10 protein-coding genes are annotated in these 15,365 nt (G+C 41.8%); 6 read left to right on the top strand and 4 right to left on the bottom strand.

Annotation, left to right across the window (positions count from 1 at the left end):
• Window positions 1-25: 25 nt before the first annotated feature.
• Both ACKU41_RS05200 and ACKU41_RS05195 read left to right on the top strand, forming a co-directional pair.
• Entirely contained in the window at window positions 26-937 is a 912-nt protein-coding gene (locus tag ACKU41_RS05200) for a DUF5655 domain-containing protein (RefSeq protein WP_321404473.1), read from the top strand.
• Between the two features lie 13 nt (window positions 938-950).
• Window positions 951-4,097: a type I restriction endonuclease gene (locus tag ACKU41_RS05195; RefSeq protein ID WP_321404472.1), complete on the top strand. Its 3,147-nt coding sequence runs from the start codon at window positions 951-953 to the stop codon at window positions 4,095-4,097.
• Between the two features lie 16 nt (window positions 4,098-4,113).
• On the opposite strand, the gene ACKU41_RS05190 is transcribed toward ACKU41_RS05195, so the two are convergent.
• Entirely contained in the window at window positions 4,114-6,000 is a 1,887-nt protein-coding gene (locus ACKU41_RS05190; protein WP_321404471.1) for an alpha-amylase family glycosyl hydrolase, read from the bottom strand.
• A 542-nt stretch (window positions 6,001-6,542) separates the two neighbouring features.
• Between ACKU41_RS05190 and ACKU41_RS05185 the strand changes: the two genes are divergently transcribed.
• The 4 genes from ACKU41_RS05185 to ACKU41_RS05170 all read left to right on the top strand — a co-directional run bounded on the left by ACKU41_RS05185 (window position 6,543) and on the right by ACKU41_RS05170 (window position 10,554).
• The gene (locus tag ACKU41_RS05185) at window positions 6,543-7,358 is read left to right on the top strand and encodes a Rha family transcriptional regulator (protein ID WP_321404470.1); all 816 of its coding nucleotides are present in this window, start codon (window positions 6,543-6,545) and stop codon (window positions 7,356-7,358) included.
• Window positions 7,333-7,650 (top strand): plasmid mobilization protein, encoded by a 318-nt coding sequence (locus ACKU41_RS05180; RefSeq protein ID WP_321404469.1) that lies wholly within the window; start codon window positions 7,333-7,335, stop codon window positions 7,648-7,650. The genes ACKU41_RS05185 and ACKU41_RS05180 overlap by 26 nt, the downstream gene beginning before the upstream one ends.
• Window positions 7,647-9,263: a TraI/MobA(P) family conjugative relaxase gene (traI, locus tag ACKU41_RS05175; RefSeq protein WP_321404467.1), complete on the top strand. Its 1,617-nt coding sequence runs from the start codon at window positions 7,647-7,649 to the stop codon at window positions 9,261-9,263. The genes ACKU41_RS05180 and traI overlap by 4 nt, the downstream gene beginning before the upstream one ends.
• A 160-nt stretch (window positions 9,264-9,423) precedes the next feature.
• Entirely contained in the window at window positions 9,424-10,554 is a 1,131-nt protein-coding gene (locus ACKU41_RS05170) for a hypothetical protein (protein WP_321404465.1), read from the top strand.
• Here the strand turns inward: ACKU41_RS05170 and ACKU41_RS05165 are convergent.
• The 3 genes from ACKU41_RS05165 to ACKU41_RS05155 all read right to left on the bottom strand — a co-directional run bounded on the left by ACKU41_RS05165 (window position 10,523) and on the right by ACKU41_RS05155 (window position 15,356).
• Window positions 10,523-12,949, bottom strand: a complete 2,427-nt coding sequence (locus tag ACKU41_RS05165) for a hypothetical protein (protein ID WP_321404464.1) — start codon at window positions 12,947-12,949, stop codon at window positions 10,523-10,525. The genes ACKU41_RS05170 and ACKU41_RS05165 overlap by 32 nt on opposite strands.
• Window positions 12,950-13,010: 61 nt before the next feature.
• On the bottom strand, window positions 13,011-13,934 hold the full coding sequence (locus ACKU41_RS05160) for a tyrosine-type recombinase/integrase (protein ID WP_321404462.1): 924 nt from the start codon (window positions 13,932-13,934) through the stop codon (window positions 13,011-13,013).
• A 288-nt stretch (window positions 13,935-14,222) separates the two neighbouring features.
• Window positions 14,223-15,356 (bottom strand): HD domain-containing phosphohydrolase, encoded by a 1,134-nt coding sequence (locus tag ACKU41_RS05155; RefSeq protein ID WP_321404460.1) that lies wholly within the window; start codon window positions 15,354-15,356, stop codon window positions 14,223-14,225.
• Window positions 15,357-15,365: the final 9 nt, after the last annotated feature.

Genomic DNA, 15,365 nt, shown 5'->3' with positions numbered 1-15,365 from the left:
GTAATCTTCAGAAGGATTGAAAACCATGAGTGACATCAGACTATTCCAATACAATACCCAGCAGGTAACTGAACTGCCTCCCAAAGCTGCTCCGGTTGAAAAGTGGCTCCAGCAGCTCATTGAGAGCAATATGGAGACCTTTCTCGGTGTACGCTTCCTCGCTACAGAATTTAGCACCAGCAAAAGCCATGGCGGGCGTATTGATTCACTGGGGCTTGATGAAAACAATTGCCCGGTGATTATTGAATACAAGCGACACCTGAATGAAAACGTCATCAATCAAGGCCTTTTTTACCTTGATTGGCTCATGGAACATCAAGCGGATTTTCAATTGCTGGTCATGGAGCGTCTTGGGCGGGAGGTTGCTGGGAAGATTGATTGGTCCGCGCCTCGTCTGTTGTGTATAGCTGGAGACTTCACCAGGTACGATGAATACGCCGTCCAGCAGATTAACCGTAATATTGAGTTGTTGCGTTATCGTCTGTTCAGCGAAGATTACCTGATGCTGGAACTTGTAAACCGCACTGAGGAAAGCAAGGCTTCTCGTCCTGTTGTAATGCCCAACGGTGAAAGGTCTGAAGGACATAAACACAGTGTGCAGCAAGCCAGTAAGGATCTTCTTTCACTTTACGAAGCTTTACGTGAATATGCTTTCAGTCTTGGTGAAGATGTTCAAGAGAAAGAGTTAAAATGGTACGTGGCTTTCAAAAAGCTTAAAAATTTTCTTTGTGTTCTTTTTAACACGGGGAAGACGGCCCCCTGTTTAGTGCTATTTCTCAATGTTGATCCATCCAAAATTGAACTGGAAGAAGGCTTCTCCTGCGATAAGAGTAATATAGGTCACCTTGGAACGGGTAATCTCGAAGTGCGTTTGAGGAATATGGAAGATCTTGAGAAGGCCAAACCATTTATCGAGATGAGTTACCGGAATAGCTAAAAAGGATTTTGACATGGCAGACGCACGCGAAAAACAGTTCCAGCAGGATATTATTGATTCCCTTGCCGCCAATGGATGGATCGTTGGTAAGGCTGAAAATTATGATCGTGAACATGCTTTGTATAATGAAGACGTTGTCGGATTTATGCGTGAAGCGCATCCGGATCAGTGGGATAAGTTCTGTAAGATGTTTCCCAAAGATACTGAGGCAGCTTTAATTCGTAGTGTGGTTCGTCGGTTGGATAAAAAAGGATCACTTGATGTCTTGCGTCATGGCTATAAAGACCGGGGTGCGCGTATCCGTCTATGCCGTTTTAAACCTGATCACGGCTTGAATGCTGAAACTTTGCGTCAATATGGCTGTAACCGTTTGCGTGTTGTGCCGGAGGTTACTTATTCACCGCATGGATACGGCGGACGTTTGGATCTTGTGCTGTTTGTGAACGGTATTCCGGTGGCAACTTTGGAGCTTAAGTCTGAATTTAAGCAGCCTGTTGCTGCTGCCATACGCCAGTATAAATATGATCGTCCTCCTGTGGACCCGGCCACCAGACGCGCTGAACCTTTGCTTTCCTTCGGTAAAAGGGCCTTGGTGCATTTCGCGGTCAGTCAGGAAGAAGCATGGATGTGCACTCGACTCGCCGGAAAGGATTCATTCTTTCTGCCTTTTAATATGGGCAGCACAGATGGCGGTAAAGGCAATCCTTTAAATCCTGATGGTTATGATACTTCTTATCTTTGGGAACGGGTAATGTTGCCGGATAACTGGCTGCATATACTCGGTAGATTTCTGCATTTGCAGCAGGAGGAAAAAGAAGATTGGGAAGGACGGAAGTACATAAAAGAAACTTTGATTTTCCCCCGCTACCATCAATGGGATGTTGTTAACAGACTGATCAAAGCAGCCGGTTATGAAGGGGCGGGTAATAAGTATTTGGTGCAGCATAGTGCCGGTTCAGGAAAATCCAACTCAATAGCCTGGACAGCCCATCAACTAGCTTCTTTGTATGACGGGGAAGGCGGCAAGGTATTTGATTCTGTTATTGTGGTTACAGATCGGACCGTGCTTGATGCTCAGTTGCAGGATACAATTTATCAGTTTGAACACGCCAGTGGACTAGTCAGCCGGATCAGCCGTGAGCTGGGCGACGGATCAAAATCAGAGCAGCTTGCAAATGCCCTTGAGAGTGCCACCCGCATTATTATTGTGACCATTCAGACGTTTCCCTACGTGCTGGAACTTTTAAGAGAGAGAACCTCCTTAAAAGGAAATAATTACGCAATTATTGCAGATGAAGCGCATTCCTCGCAGACCGGAAGTACTGCCCGTAAATTGCGGGAGGTCCTTGGCGTAAAACAGCGAGAAGAAGGTGATGAATTATCAACGGAAGATTTGCTTGATGCGGCAGTGGAGTCGCGTAAGGCTTCTGAAAATATAAGTTACTTTGCTTTCACTGCTACTCCGAAATCTAAGACTCTTGAAACCTTTGGTCGTACTCCTGATCCAGACTTGCCGCCGTCTAAGGATAATATACCGCAGCCGTTCCATGTTTATAGTATGCGCCAAGCCATTGAAGAAGGTTTCATTTTAGATGTGCTTAAGAACTATACCACCTACAATATGGCGTGTCGTTTGGGGCTTAAGGATGGAGCAATAGCTGAAGAAGTGGATGCCCGAAAGGGAGCTAGTACAATTGCCAGATGGGTAAGGTTGCATCCGTACAATATCAGCCAGAAAGTGGAAGTCATTATAGAGCATTTTAGGTCACGAGTAGCCTCTATGCTTAATGGTCAGGCCAAAGCCATGGTGGTTACTGATTCCCGTAAAGCTGCAGTGCGCTATAAACTTGCTTTTGATAAGTATATTGCAGCCAACCGAGAGGATTGCGAAGGTATTCAGGCAATGGTTGCCTTTTCTGGTGAGGTTGTAGACGAAGAGAACGGTGTTGATTCTTTCAATGAAAAAAATATGAATTCTGATCTCAGAGGGCGCGATATGCGCAAAGCCTTCGATACTGCCGAATATCAGGTCATGATAGTAGCCAATAAATTTCAGACTGGTTTTGATCAGCCGAAGCTTTGCGCGATGTATGTGGATAAGAAGTTGTCAGGTGTTGATGCTGTACAGACACTTTCTAGATTGAACAGAATCTTCCCAGGTAAAGACCAGACCTTTGTTCTCGATTTCGTAAACAAGCCGGAAGAAATCTTGTTGGCTTTTAAACCTTTTTATCAGACTGCCGAGCTGGCTGATGTTTCTGATCCAAACCTCGCTAGCGATCTTAAGGAAAAGCTAGATTCCCAAATGATTTATCTGGATTCTGAGGTAGATGCTTTTGTCAGGGCCTTTTTTGATGAAAAGGTCGGACAATATGTTCTGATGTCCCATTGCCGTCCGGCTTTAGAAAGGTATCGTATGCGTTACCGTGAGTCCATGGAGGTTCTGCGCAGGGCAGATAAAGAGTTGTGTGAGGCTAAGGCAACCGGACACACTGTAATGATTAAAAACGCGGAACACAGCCTTAAACAAGCGCATATCGCAAAAGATGTTCTGGACGTTTTTAAAAAGGACTTACTAAGTTTTATCAGATTTTATGAATTTTCAAGTCAGATCCTGGATTATGCGGATCGTGACTTGGAATCTTTCAATATCTATGCAAGACATCTGCAACCATTATTGAGAGAGCAGCATTTAGACGAAGATGTTGATCTTTCTGACGTGATCATGACCCATTACAGACTGTCCAAGCAAAGAGAAGAAACAATAAAATTACAGCCCGGTGAAAATATTAAGATTAGGCCGACTTCTGCCGTTGGGTCACGCGTACCTCGTGCCCCTAAAACCGAGAGCCTTGAAGAAATTATTGCCAGAATGAATGAACTTTTCGGCGGAGATTTCACAGATAGTGACGGGCTTAGTTATTTACGGACTATTGTTGATAAATTACGGGAAAATGAGCGGGTAATGGCACAGCTGGATAACAATACACCGGAATGGGCCATGAAAGGGGATTTCCCTGTAGCCGTAGAAGAGGCCGTCATCGACAGCATGGAAACCCATAGAGATATGGCCATGCAGTTCCTGAGCGATGAGCATATCCAGAAAGGCCTAGCCCGTCTTATCCTTGGAGTACTGACTGAGGAGTATCGGGGGATTTAGGGGGGAATGCCTGAAATTACGTTGCTAACGTCCACACTACCCCATAATTACTCGGAACTTCGACAATATATGATTTGCCAGATTCTACTCCATCAAGTCTTTTTTTGTTGTGTAATTCTTCAACATAATTACCACTAAATCGGAAGGAGATGGGTACCTTTTGGTCTGTTTGAGTAAAGTTAATTGCCACAAAGCTTTCTAGTTCTCCATAATTCCTTCGATATACGAGTAATCCTTTGGATAAGTATTTCTGCCAGTCATTAAAAAAGAAATAGTCTCCCATACGAAACTGGTTACCTCGTTTTCTTATTTTAAGGAGGGAACGAACTAGATTGAGTGTTGCTTTTCCATAGTTGTCATAAAAGTATTCCCAGTGAACCGGACGCAAAAAGCCGACTCTACCTTCACCGTCAGGAGGAAGAGAATTATTCTCACACAATTCCTGCCCTTGCCAGAGCATAGGAATGCCCTTTGCAAGTAACAGTGCAATCAAATAAGGTTGGTTCTTGTACCATTTTTCGCGTTTTCCAATAGGAAAAAGTAATTTGTAGTCATCAATTTTGTGAATTAACCCAAAACAGTTAATAAGGCGAGATTTGTCGTGAGTTTCTATATATTGAAATGCTGATTTGCTGCGAGTTTCACCATTCATTGTTACTTCAGAAGAAAAATCATGAAGTCCAAGGTGCAGTCCTAGTTTCTGTATAGCCTGTGACTGTGTCGTTCCTCGATTAGAGGCTACTGATGTGGCAGAATCAAGAGTTCGGTTTTGCCAAGTGCAATTTCCATATGTATTCGCTGTTGCTTCTACGGGATGCTCTAGCTGCTCTGCGCACTGAATGATAGTAATTTCTCCATTAGATCCATTAAACCGTTGCCATTTCCCAACTTTCAAATTTGCTTTAGCTTCATTGTATGTGTTGTACACCAACCGATGGTAGCCTTTCATCTCATGTGGGTCCCAATATTCTGGAACACAGTCATATCTAAACCCATCAACATGATAGCAATCCAACCAATGATGGCTAACGGTAAAAAAGAAATCTTCAACAAATTCACTACAAAAATTAGTCTGTTCCCCAAAACCGAAATTAGCTCCGAAACATTTTCCTAGAAAAGGGTTCATGGAGAACCCAAGTTCTCGATATAGATAGCTATACGGGAAACAATCTCCCGTATGGCCAAAAACCACGTCGAGAATTATAGCAAGCCCTTTTTGATGTGCCTTATCAATGAACTTCTGCATAAGTGCTCGGTTACCAAAACGGTCATCAACACCAAAAAAACCAAGTGGTTGGAATCCCCAGCGAACGGATTCAACAATGTTGCTAACGGGCATTATTTCAAGACAATTGATTCCCAAATCTGCCAAGTAGTCAAGTTTTTCAAAAGCACCGTGAATACCATTGGAAAATTCTCCAAGATGCAATTCGTAAACGACAAGGTCTGATAAAAGTGGAGTTCTCCATGCACTCTCAAAACTACTCCATGTGTATGGTTCATAATCGAGTGTAAAAACGGACATTTTCCCTATGCCATACTCGCGAGCAAAAGGATCAATAACCCAATCTACAGCCTGCATACGCTCCTTGTTGCTCACTTCATAACGGTAAACATAACGCCCTGGCTTTCCCCAGCCTCGTGAATGGGAAGGTCTCTGGATAGAATCAATATTTACTTCCCCAGCCCAGTAAGCTCCGTATGTTGGATGATCACTTAGATGATTTAATGAATAGGCAACAGGCTGAACATCTTGAATAAATTGGTCGCGTTCATGTATGATTTTAACTGATACAGCAAATCCTTCTTTGGCAGTAATCCATGGTAAATATACTGCAAAATTAACAATATTGCTATTCCCCTGCTGATGTGGACCAAGTTTATCAAGTTCCAATAGGTTCATGTTTATGTCCCCATTCTTTGTGAAAATCGCGGTGTTCACCTAAGCAATTTTCAAATTAAAGGAAGGTTAACTTTGCATCAAATTAGCTTTTTTTTCACAGCTACATTTACGATGAGAAAATATTTTTAATTATAACAAGTATACGTCTGTGGCTGCAACTAAAAATCAATTCCGGTGGAGGAAATATGCTGAAGGCTGCATAGCCGCTACTTTTAAGGTCCCTAAGAATGGGGCGACCGATGTAAATTAATTTTCTGCGGCTCTCATAGGTTACTTTTGGTTATTATCGGTTACTATCTGTTATTATAGGATATTTTTCAAAATGGGTTCCGAAATAACGGAAAATCTCATATAATCTCCCGGAGTCCGAAGGCAGGACAGGTAAGGTAGGCCCACCTTTTCAGGTGGTCTCCCTTACGTCCTGCTCAGCCTTGGGGCTGAGGTTGGCTTATTCGCCTTCGGCTCAACGCATGTTGCTGACGAAATTCAGGACGGCTGAATTTTGGACTGACATTAACTGCAAACTAAGTGGAGTATATGTGATGAATAAAAAGGCTAATAAAAACGGACAAATATCAAGTGCTGTTGAATTGGTGATGGAGAATAATCAGCCAATGGCATCGTCTTTAGTTGTGGCTGAACTGTTTGAAAAGCAGCATAAGAATGTTCTGCAATCCATAAATGAATTGGAAATTCCGGACGATTTTCGACAGCTGAATTTTCAGCCGTCCTCCTATGTCAACAAACAGAACAAAGAGCAGCCCTCGTTCAACATGACCCGTGACGGCTTCTCCCTCCTCGCCATGGGGTTTACCGGTAAGAAGGCCATGGAATGGAAAATCAAGTTTCTTGAAGCCTTCAATGCCATGGAAGCCAAGCTTACGATCCCGCCGGTGGAGGGGAAGATTCAGTATAAGAAGGCAACGCCTGAAGCAGTAAGGTCATTTGAGGGTGTAGCGCGTTACTGGTGTTTTTTGGAAGGTATCAGCTGGGAGCAGGGCAAAAGGCAGATTGAAGGGGCTATCCGGGTTCCTGATCTTTATGAAATGGATGCCTTGGCCATGAGTAGTGCATGGACTTATCTCAGAATGTGTATGCGCATTGTCCCGCCCAAAATGCGCGGTAAGGACATATGTTCGAAAGACGATTTGTCTCCGGTCAACGGGTTGCTTGATTACTGGGCTTATTGCGGCCAGTCCACTCGTGATGAGCTGCTTGTTAATTTGTGTGGAGACATGTGCATTGAATCACTGGAGTGCCTGCCTAAATCTTATGTTCCCCACGCAGTAAGTCTTATCTGGGAAGGCATCAACCATGAATCCGGTAAGACAAATGCCCTCAAAGAAGCAAGTCATTAAAACCTACGTTTCCAAAGAGGAATACGCGCAGATCAGCGCGACCGCACAGCAGTGCAGTTTGTCGCGGTCTGCCTTTGCGAAGGCCGTTTGTCTGGGACATGAAATCAAGAGCCGTACTGATCAGCAGGCTCGTCTGGAGCTGCTAAAACTCAATGCCGATCAGGGCCGTTTGGGCGGTCTGCTTAAAATGTGGATTCTTGATGATGACCAGCACCGCACGGATGTTGAAGCTTTGCTGGAAGATCTCCGCCGGCTTCAGAAGGAAATAGTTCAGAAGGTTCGGACAATATGATTAGCCGCAGGATTTCTTGTAAGCCTCAGAATGACAATTATCGGCGGTTGGCCGATTACATTGCCGATGCCAAGCACAAGGGTGAAAAGACCTTGATGTTGTGGTGCGCCGGTTGTTGGGCTGGTGAAGATTACGAGCTGGCGATTCAGGAGGTTCTCGATACTCAGGATCTGAATCAGCGTACTCGCAAGGAAAAGACCTATCATCTGATAGTTTCCTTCAGGCCGGAAGATGAATCCGTCCTCACGGAGAAGGATTTCAAAGAGATCGAGCAAGAGTTCTCCAAGGCCTTGGGCTTTGAGGAGCACCAGCGGCATTGCGGTGTCCACAAGAATACCAACAACATTCATATGCACATCGCATATAATATGATTCATCCGGAGAAGCTGACCCGCTACGAGCCTTATCGAGATTTTTACAAGCGCGACCGGCTGCACCGTGAGTTGGAGCAGAAGTTCGCCCTGAAGTTCGATAATGGTAGGAAGAAAGATCAGGAGCCCAAGCGCAGTAATGACCGTGCAACGACCTATGAGGCGCATTCCGGCCAGCAGTCCTTTGATTCATACGTGAAGGAACGCAAGGACTTTATCTTGAAGTCTTTGGATCAGGCGCAGGACTGGCACCAATTCCATATGTCTCTTGCTGCGATCGGGATTGAAGTCCGTCTGCGCGGGAATGGTTGCAGCATAAAGGACCGTCATTCCAAGACGGCCATTAAAGCTAGCCGGCTTGATCGGAATTTTACCAAGTCCAAGCTTGAGGCGCAGCTCGGCCACTACCAGTATACCAAGGGGATCGTGGTCAGCGAGAAGGATAGATACGTTGCCCGTCCACTGCACAAGCACCGCAGTGAACTGTATGCTGAATACCGTGCCGCTGTTGCCGGCAGGAAAAAGGATTATGAGAATCTACGTGAGGAGCAGGATGGTCGCTGGAAGCAGGCCAGTTCCTATTGGGACGGCAAGATCAAAGCTCTTAAGAATGACAAAAAACTTAGAATCAAAGACCGTAGCCGGCTAATTGCTCTTGCTGCCGGCAGAAAGACAGAGGCTATCGAAGCACTCAAAAAGGAAATGTTCGGAAAGCGCGCGGAGCTGCGTGAGCAAACTCCGTTTAACCGCTGGAACGATTTCTTGAAATGGAAGGCTGCGAGTGGTGATGAAATCGCCCTGAAGGTCCTGCGGTCGAAGAAGGAGCCGATCCAAAGCAATCCTTCACCTGTGTTTAATACCCCAGAATCAAAAGTATCTGACCTGAAGCTCAAACAGAGTCAGTTCAGAACTGATTCTAATCTGGCTTGGAAGGATAAGCGCAGGCTGTTATCCATTTCCAAAATGCTCCAGTTGCAGGCCGAGGAGGCCAAGCGCACGGACGATCCGAGAAAGCGTAATCTGGATAATATGACCTGGCGTGTAGATTCCTCCGGAAACGTGCTCTATACACTGAAGAATGGTTCCATGGTCAAAGACAATGGCGATAAGATTTTCTTCAGCGTGAATGATCCGGGAGCGGCACAGGTAGCGCAGGGATTTGCGCGGATGATGTTTGGGCGGAATGTTAAGGTTTTTGGGAATGAGATTGGGCGTAAGGCTTCACGGCAGATTAAAAGATAAAGTAAGGAAGGGGGCAGGATATAAATGTATAAATATCATTTTATGATTATTTAAAAAGGCTTTGACGTTGTTTTTAAGATAATATAACTCCTGTTGTTTGAGTTTAATTAATGAGCAACTGATTTGTTGAGTAATATAAACTTTAAAATAACTAAAAATTATGAGTAGAATTTTTATTGGATCAGAGGCGGTAGCTGAAGCAGAAAAAATCATTGAGTCCACAAGGCCCTACTTCAAGCAAACTAATATTCATTACATAGCAAACCTAGACAATTCAGTTAGAAAAACTGATCAGGATGAACATGCGCATATTTCATTTCGGGCCGATTCAGAGGCTAAAACGAATATTGCCTTGTTGAGGATCGCTGAGCTTGGTTTCTCGCATAGTCTATACCTTTCTGACTCTGATTTTCTTGCCGGAGTTTCTACTCAGGCGATTGATTGGACCAAGCCAATTCAAATTGCATACAGCGGTGGGAAAAGTTCTACAACTGAAGGTATTAGATGTTTGTTACCAATTATCTGTGATCTTCGCTCTATAAACTATTCAAATTCAGGAGTTACGGGTCGAGTTCTGGGGTGGAACAAGTACCTTTCTACCACTATACTACAATCCAATGGCATACCTACTCCCCGCAGTTGGTTATTTAAAAAGAAGGAAGGCTGGATATCGTCTATTAGCCCTGAAAGCGGGATTGATTTAATCATAAAAAATAACACCGAAGCATGGGGGCTAGGAGTATCAAATGAGCCTGTACTGAAAAATAAAAGCATTCAGGAAGTTGAAGAAGAATGTATCAAAATATGTGATGAAACATATTTAGATGAACTGATAGTTCAGGAGTTCATTGAGGGTCCTGAAATATATACCCCTGTTTTTAAATTGTTTTCAAATTATTTAGTTTTCACTCCTATGGAGATTAAAATTAAAACACCTGAATGGTCAGTTGGAAGACCCATTGGGTTTAAATTGAACACGTTGAAAAAACATTATTTTCAACCTTTTTCTTCTGCAAAAATATCACATAAAATTTCAAAAATTGCAGCTGAGGCTATGGAATGGCTTAATATCGATATTATTTCACGAATGGATTTTAGGATTGATTCTTTAGGAACTCCTAGACTCTTCGATATGGCTGAAGTCCCAGGATTAGGTGAAGGGCATGCCATTTCTCAGTCATTGAAAGCATCGGGAGCTAATTTTGACGCTTGGGAATTAATGCTAGCCCTAAATATACAACGAATCTTAGCTAAAAAAACTAGTATGGAAGCCAGTGTTCTATCGGGTTAAAATGAGCAATACGTCTATAGAAGTACGGCAAAGTATGTATTGGAATTTTGTCAAACGCAGCTTTTTGCCATTTAATCATGTGTACCTCTTTCAATTTCTTAGCTGATTCAACAAGAGCATCATGACGCACTCTAAAGTAATCGCCATTTACATATGGAATTTCAGAAACAAACTTTGTAGCTTCCTTAAGGTGTAAGTGTTTATTTCCTTCTAGATTAAGGCAAATCAAAGTCTGCCATATTGTAACATGCGCCATGTAAGCTATAAATGATTCCAAATCTTTGCTATCGGCTAGTGAGAATAGTATTTTCTCAATTACTTTGTTGATAGATAAACTTCCGAGTTGACAGGATTCTGTCTCCAAAAAGCACGCAAGAGCATTTATGAGAAAAAACAATTTTGCGTGTATATTTCGTCCAGCAAGAAGCATCCATGAATTTGCATATTTCTCATAGTCGGCTTTTCCCATATGTATATTCACAACCATCTCGTTATTTAAAAGAAAACTTGGGGCTGTAGACCAACTGAAATCAATTGTTTGAGATATTGCCTGTGCTGAATTGATTACCTTGTGTGCTCGCTCGACCGAATTACCTATAATGTATGCTGAACAAAGATTTGTTGCACATTTAATAATTTCGTCAGGGCGCTTCAAATATCCATCTTCATAAAATTTACTCTCAAGACTGGAAAAAGATCTCTCCAACCTTAAACGGGCCAGATCATTACCATAACAAGACAAAGAGATCCGCTCACATATCGCTATATAATAAAATGCTTCATGAAAACGATCAGCAGAAGAAATTAATCTAGATTCTTCTTCAGCCAGAACTGCTGTGGCTTCTTTCAGTCTATTTTCAAGTGACAAGCCATAAGTAAGCATTGTTGAAACAATGAAAGATCTCTCTGCTTCCTTTTGGGCAACTTCACGAACCGACATTAACTTCTCAATAGCCGAAAGCCTTAAAGAATTGTCGCGAGACATGTATGCATAATGAGAAAAAACAACAACTTCTTCAACGTATATTTCAGGTGAAGTGGCAATGTTTGTGAACGATACGATTGATGCAGCTTCAGCATACCTACCATTTGAAGCATGTCTAAGAATCTCGGATATTACTGTATATAAATTTTGTATTTCTAATGCATACTTTCCTTTCATAACCTGATGAATTCGATTAAGTTCACATTTTATATCCGATTTCCCTTCATTCCAACTAAGAATGTGCTGCCTAATAAAAGAAATAGCTAGAGATAAAGTATAATCTCTATTGCTCCCTCTGCAAGAGATAGCCAATCTCTTCTCATATTCGTCTGGTAATCCAAGTGAACAGCATAAATTAATTCTATGTAAAAACTTGGGAGTGAGAATGGCTGGAGTGTCAAAAAGTCGTTGATATAAGTCATGAATAAAAACGACTTGGTGTGAATCCAGAACGTTTATCAAATCATGTTGAATTCCCCATTCAAGGATAGGGCACACTTCATCTACCGATAGATCCAGCGAGCATGCGATATCTCGCAAAGGTGTCCCAGATCCAAGAGTAGCAAGAGATCCAAGAGCCCGTTGCTCTTGAGCAATCTCTGAGACCGCAAACAAGCTTTCTACTTTTATTTCAACAGCTGCATTGCTCAGGATATCATTTATACCCGAATTATTCGTATGATCCTTTGCCAATTGCGCTAACCGTTTAATAAGTGGAATATTCGCTCCAGCGCAGTCTAAAATAGTAGCCGCATGATCAGAGGAGAGATCATTTAAAAAAAGTCGCTGAAGTTCATTGTCTGGCAATCCTTTGAAATGAAATTTTAGATCAAATAAAAATCCTTCTATAACTGAATGATAAGAATTAACACTTTGAATTACGTCGTATTCTGTCCAGACAATTATAATATATGTCTTCATTTTATTTCTGGTCAGAATTATCTTTCTGGCGAAATCGAGAGACTTACTATCCCAGAAATGGAAATTATCGAAAATAAATATTCTTTCTTCTGATGACTTAGTAGCGAAGCTACGCGCTCCTTCTATTTCTTCTTGGGTAAAACCAGTAGATGCAGTCCTTTGCGAGACAAATAGCTTTTTAATTAATTTATAAAACGAATAAAAGATTTTGGAACACGGAACAACAGCTCCTAGTGCGACTGAGCCGAATTGAAGAATTTCGTCTTTTGATTTGCGTAAAGAATCTAGATAGTTCTGCTGTTCAAAAGGATGAAAGGATGCATGCTGACGAAATTGATCCCCTGTCACCCCTGCAACCTTTGCATTTATCTGCTTACCTGCTTTTTCCCCTAGAGTTAGCGCAAAATGCGATTTCCCAACTCCGCTTCTACCGTAAATAGCTACGACGCGGTTTTTACGCAGTAATTTTAATGCTTCTTTTAATTGCACAAAATTTGACACCTATTAGTATGTATGTGATCTATAATTTTTAGTTATCGATACTTCTATCCTACCTAATTTTCCTCCTTGGATGTTTTTTCGCGAGTATATCTCGCTGAGAAGAGAGGCTCACATGAGTGTATATTTCTGTGACTGACAGTGAACTATGTCCCAGTAATATTTGTATGTTTCTTATATCTACTCCGTTTTCGAGTAGCATCGTCGCGATGGTGTGGCGGAACATGTGTGGGGTGATGTTTTCGGTAACGCCTGCAATTTCACTGTATTTTTTGATAATTCTCCTAACGGATTGATCGGAGAGTGGTTTGAGGTCCCTATTTAGAAAAAACGATGTAGAATCATGTAGTGCATATTGATAAAGCAGGCTGTATTCTTTTAAAATTTTCAAAGATTTGTTTTCACAAAGAGGGATTAATCTTTGTTTATTCCCTTTCCCATTTATGATTAATTTCTTATTCTTTAAATCTATTTCAGATGGTGAAATACTGCATAATTCAGAGACTCTGATCCCAGTAGCAAATAATAATTCTATTACACATATGTCTCGTGTGATTTCTCTATATGCTTTGCTTTTATGATCAAATTTTTGTTTCTCCAGATACGCATATTTTAAAATTCTAGATAGAGATGTCTCTTTTATTATTTTAGGTAGTTCTTTTGATCTATCGATTTTAATATGTAATTTTCTAAATGGAGAGAATGGGATTAAGTCTTCTCTTTCAAGGAAGTTAAAAAAGGACTTTAGTGTAGCAAGCTTTCTTTTTAGTGTTTTTGGTTTATAATCATGATTTATGTTTGATAGATATGTTCTTATAGATTCTTTGTCGATTTTTACTAATTCAATATTATTTAAATCTATTGTCTCACTAAATTGAGATAGGTCTTTTCTGTAGGCTTGCAATGTTAATGAGGAGAGTGATCTTTCTAATGAACAATACTGCAAAAATGTTTTAATAGCGAAATTGAGTTTCATATATAGTTTCTCCTTTGATTTTTGTAGTTAATGCGACAAAAACAAAGAAGGTACAATTGATATATATGTAATCATTTTAGGGCGTAAGTTTCATTTAAGGAGAGATTCGTTCGGCAGATAACCACGCAGGGCGTCCCTTGCTGTTTTGGGGTTATGACGTCTTCCCAATAAGCTGGACCAATTAAAAATAGAGATTTTTGGCAAACCAACCTATTGTCACAGTAAGGAGTTTGCCGTGAAGAAAAGTAAATTTAGCGATGAACAGATAGCGTTTGCACTGCGTCAGGCCTAAACAAGTACACTGATAGGCTCAGTAACACCGACTTTATGGGCAAACATATGGATACGATCAATTTTGTCTTTATCCAATTCAAGGCTTTTTCTCAGAAGCATAGCGCCCTTGTCTGATAGAACATCTTCATACAGAATCATTCCGGGATAAAGTTCCTTTATCGTTAGGGATTTCACTTCATAACGGGCTTCAACTCCAAGCATTCCTTCCATATAGTATAGAAGTTCAGGGTCATATACTTGGGCCTGCTCTTCAAGTTTTCCAAATGCAGCACGCTGGTTTCCATACAGATGAAGATAAAGATCGTAATCAAGTGCAATTCTTAAAATTCTTCCTCCAAGTGGAATGTCTTCACCCTCAACCCCATCTCTTGGAGTTCCAGAGCCGTCAAAACCTTTTAATTGGTATGCGATCATTTCAGCAATACTTTGCATTCTGGGTAACTTTGCAACTAGGTCTTTGGCCACTACTGGGTGCATTTCAAAAAGTTGCATCTGTTCAGCCGTAAGCTTTTTACCCGCAATATACGCCTCCATAGTCCCCGGAGGGAGTATTAGAAGCCCCAGTTGAGAAAGCATTGCGGCGATGTCAAACCGCCAGAGAGCCTTAATCTCTTTTTTTTGAGCTAGGTACTTAACATATCTTCGGACCCTGCTGATACGTTCACTGGCTTGGGGATTTACGAGTGATGTTATCTCGGTCAGCAACTCGACACTGCCTTTCAGGGTTTGTTCCAATAAAATTCGTTTACTCGTAATCAAATCATACTGCTTCGCGGCTTCACTAATATTTTCAAGCAGAGTCTCTTTCTCGCATGGCTTAGTCAAAAACCTGAATACATGTCCGTCGTTTACCGCCATGATAGCGTTATCCAGATCGGCATAACCGGTAAGTATCATACGGGTCGTTTCCGGGCTGCGTGACTTTACTTCCTTGAGGAGTTCTATCCCGTTCATTTGAGGCATTCTATAGTCAGAGATGACCACGGAAAAGGGTTTTCCCTTTTTTAAATATCCGAGAGCTTTTTCAGGATCATCCGCGGTATGAACATCGTAATACGTACGCAACTGTCTTTTCAAAGAGGACAAGATATTAGGTTCATCATCAACTAGCAGAATTCGATGTTTCATTTCTTTATC

The organism is Maridesulfovibrio sp. (genome assembly GCF_963678865.1).
Classification (GTDB): Bacteria; Desulfobacterota; Desulfovibrionia; order Desulfovibrionales; family Desulfovibrionaceae; genus Maridesulfovibrio.
This window is presented reverse-complemented; position numbering and strand designations above follow the sequence as displayed.